Consider the following 6537-nt stretch of genomic DNA (forward strand, 5'->3'; position numbering starts at 1 on the left):
CAAATCGTGCATGATGTACGGTACATGCTACCGGCTGGAGCAGTGATGAAGAACACATTGCCGGCCTACACGCCGTTTCGATCCGTCATTCCCAACTCTCAAAGGCGCATCCGATGACTCAGTTCCGATCAATCCTCACGACCGCTACCCTTATGGCGACAGCCTGCGGCCTCCTGGTGGGATGCTCCAATCCCGATGGCTCCAACGCCAGTGCCGAGAAGCCTGCGCCTTCAGCTTCGGCTGCTGCCGTGGACCAGGCTGCTGCAGCTGCCCTTCCCCAGGCCGTCCGCGACAAGGGGACCCTCGTCGTTACCATGAGCCAGAGCTCCCCTCCTCTTCACTTCATGGATGGGAACACGACGGTGGGCGTGGATCCGGAACTGGCCGTTGCGCTCGGCCAGACTCTCGGGCTAAAGACCGAGGTTCGGAGCGGACCCTTCGACGGCATCATTCCCGGCATCAGCGCCGGGAAGTTCGACATGGCGGTCTCGCAAATGTCCCCCTCGACCGAGCGGATGAAGGTTCTCGACTTTGTCGACTACTACCAGTCAGGCAGCGGCATAGGCGCGGCCCCCGGCAACCCGCAGAACATCACGGCGGACACCCTGTGCGGAAAGCGTGTTGGCGCGCTCAAGGGTTCCTTCCAGGACCTCAAACGGATTCCCGCCCTCTCTGCCGCGTGTACCGCCGCCGGCAAACCCGCAATCGACACGATGACGTATCCGGACATGCAGGCGCCGAGCCTGGCATTGGCTGCCGGTCGCCTCGATGCCGTCTACGTCGACGGCCCCACCCTTGGATATGCGATCAAGCAGGGCGCCAAGATAGCTCTCGTCGGCGAGAAGGACCTCTCCCCCGTGAGCATCGGCTTTAAGAAGGGGGCCGGCATGGAGAAAGCCATCCAACTCGGTCTTGAAGCGATGTCCAAAAACGGGAAGTACAAGGAGATCCTCAGCAAATGGGGCGTGGAAAACGGTGCCATATCTGACTTCGCCTTCAACAAAGCCCAGTAGGCAGGTGCCACATGACAAGCACACTGGACGTCGAAAGAAAGCACCCCTCAGCAGTGGACGACAAGACCCGAAGCCTCCTTCTTGGACGGCCACACAAACACAATGGAGCAATGTGGCTGACTGCCTCGGTGGTCCTTGTCACCGTATTGCTTGTGGCCTACTCCCTCGTGACGAATCAACGTTACGAGTGGGATGTAGCTTTCTCTTGGTTCACCTCCGAGAGACTGTTCACAGGACTGCTGCGCACACTCGGCCTGACTGCCATCTCCATGGTGGTGGGCATCGTTGTCGGTGTTTGCCTGGCGTTGGCCCGGCTGGCCCCGAATACAATCGTCGCCGGAGTTGCCGCTTTCCTCGTCTGGTTTTTTCGCGGCGTGCCCGTGTTCGTCCAGCTCCTCTTCTGGGGCTTCATTGCCGCTATATATCCACGGATTGAAATCGGCGTTCCGTTCGGACCGGAATTCTTCTCCGTGGACGCCAACTCCCTCATCACGCCTTTCGTAGCTGCCGTCTTAGGACTCGGGCTGAACGAAGGCGCTTACATGTCCGAGATCGTTCGTGCAGGCTTACTCAGCGTCAATCGCGGGCAGACTGAGGCGGCAACCGCGCTCGGGATGCGACGCTCTGCAATTCTCTTCCGGATCATCCTTCCCCAGGCCATGAAGGTTATTGTTCCTCCCACAGGAAACCAGACCATCTCGATGCTCAAGACGACCTCTCTCGTCAGCGTCCTGGCGTTCCCTGAGCTGCTCTACTCCGCCCAACTGGTCTACAGCGCAAACTTCAAGACCATCCCCCTCCTCATTGCCGCAAGCATGTGGTACCTGCTGGTCACCAGTGTCTTGAGCCTCGGCCAGTACTTCATCGAGCGTCACTACAACCGCGGGACCGCAACCGCCGGGCGGGTCAATACACGGGCTGACCGCCGTCGCATCAAGTCCGCTACTGCTACAACAACGAGCTCAGAAGAAGGCCAGCCATGAACGATGTGATGATCGAAGCCAGAGGAGTCACGAAGAATTTTGGGGACCTGCAGGTACTCAAAGGAATCGATCTCGTCATCCCGCAGGGAAGTGTCACCTGCATCATTGGTCCTTCCGGATCGGGCAAGTCGACCTTTCTGAGGTGCATCAATCAACTCGAGTCCCTGGACGGTGGATACATCGTGGTGCAGGGAGAGCCCGTGGGCGTCAAGATCAAGAACGATCGTCTGCATATGAAGAGCCATGCCGAATCGGCCAAAATGCGCGAAAACATCGGCATGGTTTTTCAGAGCTTCAACCTGTTTCCCCACATGACTGTGCTGCAGAATATTTGCGAAGCGCCCGTTCGGGTGAAACGGAAGAACCCCAAAAAGGTCAGGGAACGGGCCTTGGAACTGTTGGAGCGGGTGGGACTCTCCGCCAAGGCTGACTCATACCCTTCCTCCTTGTCGGGTGGCCAGCAACAGCGCGTTGCTATTGCCCGGGCACTTGCCATGGAACCCAGCCTCATGCTCTTCGATGAACCGACTTCCGCCTTGGACCCGGAGTTGGTGGGTGAGGTGCTGGATGTGATGCGGGGCCTCGCCCGGGCGGGCATGACGATGATCGTTGTGACGCATGAAATTGGATTCGCACGAGAGGTTGGCGACCACCTGATCTTCATGGACGGCGGCGGAATCATTGAACAGGGCGATCCCCGAACGGTGCTCCAAGACCCGCAGCATGAGCGCACAAAGCAATTCTTGGCAAAGGTCATCTAGAGCTCATCGCTCCCCCAAAACGAAAAATCCAGAGGTTCGATAAGCATCGCCTCAGCCGTCCACGGATTCGGACAGCCCCAACGGAAAGAAGTACAACTAATGTCGCAACGCGTCTTGAGCGCCGCCGGGATGAAGCAGGCGGCCTACCGCCGGCTTCCCAAAATGATGTTCGACTTTCTCGAGGGAGGGGTCCTCGATGAAGTCACGGCTGCCCGGAACATCGAGGCCATGCAGTCCGTCACGTACCGCCAACGCGCCTTCCCCGACGTAGCCCACATGGACCTCTCTTCTTCCATGCTCGGACAAAAAACGGAGGTTCCCTTCTTCATCGGACCGATGGGCATGCTGGGCATGATCCATCCGGATGCCGATCCCGGTATCGCCCGCGCCATCTCGGATATGGGCGGAATTTTCATCCACAGTGCGTGGTCGGGTGTGGCTCTCCCTGAAGTTGTCGCAGCCGCAGCACCAGGTCGCGTGTGGGCACAGGTCCAATTCTGGAAGGACCGCCGCCACACCGAAAACCACCTCGCCGAGGCACAGAACCTTGGCATCGATGTGCTGGTTCTTCCAGGAGATTGCACCGTCGGTGAAGACCGGGAACGGGAAATGCAGCACGGAATGACCCGTCTGCCCCCGGCCCTCTCCTTCCCCGATATTGTTTCCTGCGCCATGCATCCGGGGTGGGTTGCCGGTGTCCTCTTCGGAGGTCGGAAAGCCACATACGGCAACTACCAGCCGGAGGGCCGCCCACTGAGGATGCCCGAAATGAAGCCGTTCATGAAAGCCAACAAAGACCTCACGGTCTCCTGGAAGGACGTTCAAAAGACACGGCAGCAGTGGCCTGGGAAGCTGGTCATCAAGGGCATCATGTGTGCTGAGGACGCCAGAATCGCCATCGACCTCGGCGCGGATGCCGTGTACGTCTCGAACCTGGGAGGTCGTCAGTTTGACCGAGGCGCGGCCACGATCAGTGTTCTCGACGAAGTGGTGGCGGAAGTCGACGGCCAGGTGGAGGTCTACTGTGACGGAGGTGTCCAACGCGGGTCCGACGTGTTGAATGTGCTCAGCCGAGGTGCGCAGGCCGCAGGTATCGGCCGGGCGGCAGCGTACGCGCTGGCCGCAGGCGGAGGAAAGGCAGCCGGTCAGCTCCTTGAAACCATGCGGGCAGAGCTACAGACCGCTATGGGCTTTTGCGGAGTCAACACCGTCGAAGGCATCAACCCGTCCGTTCGCCGCGAGCCCCTTCCCGAGAAGGCAGCCGCACTGTGAGCGATCTTCGGCGTTATCCCGAGACCGCAAAGCCCGGATCCCTGTCCAGCGATGTAACCGTGGTCGGAGGGCTCGCTTTCGTCACCTCCATCCCCACGGATTCCAACGGCCAACTGGCAGGGGAGACCATAGAGCAGCAGAGCGTAGCCGTCATTGAGAATATGCGAACAGACTTGGAGCGTTGCGGCTCGAACCTGAATCGAATCGCCCACCTGACTATCTACCTGACCGACATCGAGAACCAACGCGCAGGGTTCAACGAGATCTATCGGACGTACTTCGAGGAGACTCTGCCCGTCCGTTGCGCGGTCGGAGTAGCCCGTTTGGCCCGTCCCGGCATGCATGTCGAACTTACGGCCGTGGCGGCTGTCTGAAGCTCCCGCCGGGGCACACTGCCCACCGATCGGGCCGCCAACGGCATCGGTTGCAGCGCAGTTGATAGTTCTCTCGTGAGCTGCAACCGATGCCTTTCCTATGAGCTAAACCTCCGCCACCGGAGCCGCGAACTGGGCCTCGTACAGGCGCGCGTAGGCCCCGCCGGCCTCCAGCAGTGACGCGTGTGTCCCCTGTTCCACGATCTGGCCGGCCTCCATGACCAGGATGAGGTCGGCGTCGCGGATGGTGGAGAGCCGATGGGCGATGACGAACGAGGTCCGGTCGGACCGCAGCGCGCTCATGGCCTTCTGCACCAGCACCTCGGTGCGGGTGTCCACCGAGGATGTGGCCTCGTCCAGGATCAGCACCGACGGCCGGGCCAGGAAAGCCCGGGCGATGGTCAGCAGCTGCTTCTCCCCCGCGGACACATTAGAACCCTCGTCGTCGAGCACGGTGTCGTAGCCCTGCGGCAGGGACCGGACGAACCGGTCCACATACGTCGCCTTCGCCGCCTCCAGGATTTCGGCTTCCGTGGCCGAAGGCCGGCCGTAGGCGATGTTGTCCCGGATGGTCCCGCCGAACAGCCAGGTGTCCTGCAGCACCATGCCCATCCGCGAGCGCAGCTCGTGCCGGGACATCAGCGCCACGTCCACCCCGTCCAGGGTGATCCGGCCGGCGTCGAGCTCATAGAACCTCATCATCAGGTTCACCAGGGTGGTCTTGCCCGCCCCGGTAGGCCCTACGATCGCCACCGTCTGCCCCGGCTCGGCCACCAGCGAAAGTGATGAGATCAGCGGCTTGTCCGGCGAGTACGCGAAGGACACGTCCTCGAACACCAGCCGTCCGCGCGTCGACTCCGGCGTGACCGGCGCGTCCGGGTCGGTCAGCTGTTCCTCGGTGTCCAGCAGCTCGAAGACCCGCTCCGCCGAGGCCACCCCGGACTGCAGCAGGTTCGCCATCGAGCCCAACTGCGCCAGCGGCTGGGTGAACTGCCGCGAGTACTGGATGAAAGCCTGCACGTCGCCCAGCTGCATCGCCCCGGACGCCACCTGCAGGCCGCCCACCACCGCGATCCCCACATAGACCAGGTTCCCAATGAACGTCATGGCCGGCATGATCAGCCCGGAAATGAACTGCGCGCCGAAGCTCGCCTGATACAGCTCCGCGTTCTTCTGCCGGAACGTCTCCTCCACCTCGCGCTGCCGGCCGAACACCTTCACCAGCGCGTGCCCGGTGTACGTCTCCTCGATCTGACCGTTCAGCTCGCCGGTGTTCTTCCACTGCGCCACGAACAGCTTCTGCGAGCGCTTGGCGATCAGCGCCGTCGTCACCAAGGTCAGCGGAATGGTCACCAGCGCGATGATCGCCAGCGTGGGCGAGAGGATCACCATCATCACCAGCACCCCGGCCACGGTCAGCAGCGAGGTCACCGCCTGGCTGATGGACTGCTGCAGGCTCTGGGAGATGTTGTCCACGTCGTTGGTGACCCGGCTGAGCAGCTCGCCGCGCTGCACGGTGTCGAAGTAGCGCAGCGGCAGCCGGTTGATCTTCGCCTCGATCCGCTCGCGCAGCCGGTACACGGTCCGCTGCACCACGCCGTTGAGGATGTATGCCTGCATCCACATGAACGCGGACGCCAGCACGTACAGCGCCAGCGCCCACAGCAGCACCGAGGACAGCGCCGTGAAGTCGATCCCGGTGCCCGGCGTCAGGTTCATGGCGCCGAGCATGTCCGCCTTTTGGTTTTCCCCCGCGGCGCGCAGCTGGGTGATCAGCTGGTCCTTGGTCACCCCGGCGGGCAGTTGCTTGGAGACGACGCCGGCGAAGATCAGGTTGGTCCCCTCGCCCAGGAGCCGCGGGCCGATCACGGAGAACGTCACGCTGACGACGGCGAGGAGCAGTACCAGCGTCAGCCAGAGCCGCTCGGGGCGGAGTTCGCCCAGCAGCCGCTTCGCGGACGGGCCGAAGTTCATCGCCTTTTCCGCCGGGACGTTCATCCCGGCGAACGGGCCGCCGCGGCCGGGACCGCCGGCCGGTCGGGGAATGCGGAGCGGGGCCTCCTTGCCGGTGCCGGGTCCTCCGGAACCGCCGGGAGCAGGAGTGCCGCCGGGGCGCGGGCCACCCGGGCCGTGC

6 protein-coding genes are annotated in these 6537 nt (G+C 62.4%); 5 read left to right on the plus strand and 1 reads right to left on the minus strand.

The window, feature by feature from the left end; all coding sequences use genetic code 11:
• Positions 1–113: 113 nt before the first annotated feature.
• The 5 genes from AB0305_RS16945 to AB0305_RS16965 all read left to right on the plus strand — a co-directional run bounded on the left by AB0305_RS16945 (position 114) and on the right by AB0305_RS16965 (position 4403).
• The gene (locus AB0305_RS16945; RefSeq protein WP_364134224.1) at positions 114–1013 is read left to right on the plus strand and encodes an ABC transporter substrate-binding protein; all 900 of its coding nucleotides are present in this window, start codon (positions 114–116) and stop codon (positions 1011–1013) included.
• A gap of 110 nt (positions 1014–1123) precedes the next feature.
• The gene (locus AB0305_RS16950) at positions 1124–1996 is read left to right on the plus strand and encodes an amino acid ABC transporter permease (RefSeq protein ID WP_364134227.1); all 873 of its coding nucleotides are present in this window, start codon (positions 1124–1126) and stop codon (positions 1994–1996) included.
• Positions 1993–2757, plus strand: coding sequence for an amino acid ABC transporter ATP-binding protein (locus tag AB0305_RS16955; RefSeq protein ID WP_364134230.1), 765 nt, complete (start codon positions 1993–1995; stop codon positions 2755–2757). Before AB0305_RS16950 ends, AB0305_RS16955 begins: the two co-directional genes overlap by 4 nt.
• A gap of 99 nt (positions 2758–2856) precedes the next feature.
• On the plus strand, positions 2857–4029 hold the full coding sequence (locus AB0305_RS16960) for an alpha-hydroxy acid oxidase (RefSeq protein WP_364134233.1): 1173 nt from the start codon (positions 2857–2859) through the stop codon (positions 4027–4029).
• Positions 4026–4403 (plus strand): RidA family protein, encoded by a 378-nt coding sequence (locus tag AB0305_RS16965; protein ID WP_364134236.1) that lies wholly within the window; start codon positions 4026–4028, stop codon positions 4401–4403. The genes AB0305_RS16960 and AB0305_RS16965 overlap by 4 nt, the downstream gene beginning before the upstream one ends.
• A 105-nt stretch (positions 4404–4508) precedes the next feature.
• On the opposite strand, the gene AB0305_RS16970 is transcribed toward AB0305_RS16965, so the two are convergent.
• Positions 4509–6449, minus strand: a complete 1941-nt coding sequence (locus AB0305_RS16970; protein ID WP_366173467.1) for an ABC transporter ATP-binding protein — start codon at positions 6447–6449, stop codon at positions 4509–4511.
• Positions 6450–6537: the final 88 nt, after the last annotated feature.

The sequence above is a fragment of the Arthrobacter sp. NPDC080086 genome, from assembly GCF_040702285.1.

Coding starts and splice junctions, on each gene's coding strand:
- AB0305_RS16945 (WP_364134224.1), top strand. CDS start 114: ATGACTCAGTTCCGATCAATCCTCACGACCGCTACCCTTATGGCGACA.
- AB0305_RS16950 (WP_364134227.1), top strand. CDS start 1,124: ATGTGGCTGACTGCCTCGGTGGTCCTTGTCACCGTATTGCTTGTGGCC.
- AB0305_RS16955 (WP_364134230.1), top strand. CDS start 1,993: ATGAACGATGTGATGATCGAAGCCAGAGGAGTCACGAAGAATTTTGGG.
- AB0305_RS16960 (WP_364134233.1), top strand. CDS start 2,857: ATGTCGCAACGCGTCTTGAGCGCCGCCGGGATGAAGCAGGCGGCCTAC.